Origin of the sequence: Streptomyces sp. NPDC006207, from assembly GCF_040613835.1 — a bacterium.
Lineage (GTDB): Bacteria > Actinomycetota > Actinomycetes > Streptomycetales > Streptomycetaceae > Actinacidiphila.
On record NZ_JBEXSX010000121.1, the window covers coordinates 10697 to 11895 of the forward strand.

The 1199-nt window shown below is 67.5% G+C and carries 1 protein-coding gene; it reads left to right on the forward strand.

The window, feature by feature from the left end; translation table 11 throughout:
* Positions 1–524, forward strand: a 524-nt coding sequence (locus ABZ312_RS44335) for a tetratricopeptide repeat protein (protein ID WP_500440153.1), incomplete at its 5' end; no start/stop codon positions are given.
* Between the last annotated feature and the right edge of the window lie 675 nt (positions 525–1199).

Below are 1199 nucleotides of genomic sequence, written 5' to 3' on the forward strand. Positions count from 1 at the left end.
CGCAGGCAGCCGACCTGCACCGGCAGACCTTGGAGGATCGCACGCGGATCCTGGGTGCCAATCACCCAGCCACCCTGCGCAGCCGCAGCAACGTGGCTGCTTCTTTGCTTGGGTTGGGCGAGTACGCGCAGGCGGCTGAGCTGAGCCGGCAGACGCTGGAGGATCAAACGCGGATCCTGGGCCCTGACCACCCCGATACCCTGGACAGTCGTCACACACTGGCTGCTTCTTTGCTTGGGTTGGGTGAGTATGCGCAGGCGGCTGAGCTGAGCCGGCAGACGCTGGAGGATCAAACGCGGATCTTGGGCCCCGACCACCGCGACACCCTGCGCAGTCGCAGCAACGTGGCTGCTTCTTTGCTTGGGTTGGGCGAGTACGCGCAGGCGGCTGAGCTGCACCGGCAGACGCTGGAAGATCGCACGCGGATCTTGGGCCACCAGCACCCCGACACTCTGCGCAGCCGCAGTGATCTGGAGCTGGCGCTCGCAGCTTTGCGCCCGGGGCGCCGTCGCCGGGTCCGCTGACGGCGAGGTAGGACGCCTGCCGACTGGACCCACAGTTGCATCCAGGCAAGACCACTTCTGCAACGCACGTTTTGCAGGTTTGCCTGAGGTGGCGAGGGTTGCGTCCGTGGCCGTCCGGGCGTGTTCGTAGCTGTCTCAGGAGTGCGCTATGCCGTGACTTGCGTACGGGCGCGAACGGCGGCGTGCGGCTGTGAACGAGACGGAAAATGAGACGGCCGCGAGCCGCGTCGATCTCGTGGTGCTGGGTACGCGAGTGCGGTGGTGCCGGGGTGGGCTGCGCGTGCGTGGGTGGTGTGGCCGGTGTTCGGGGTGCTGGTGGCGGTCAGCGTCGGGTTGCTGCTGTGGGGGAGGCGCCTGGATGGCGGGGCGCCTTCGGTGCGGCTGACGTCGGTGGACAGGCTGGCCGCGCATTCTGGGCCCCGACCACCCCGACACCCTGGCTAGCCGAAGCAACCTAGAGCGGGCACTCGTCGCATCACGCCGGTTGGCCCGCCGTTGAGGCCGCTGGTTGGGTGGCAGAATCGCGCCCCGATGAACCTACGCTGATGTGCTCTTCTAAAGTTCCCCTCACAGCGCACGTTGTGCAGGCGTGCCCCGGCCACGCGCCGGAGGCTGGCCGCTGCCGGCGGCCGATTGATTTCCTACAGGAGCGACAGCTCACGACCCGCTAATTTG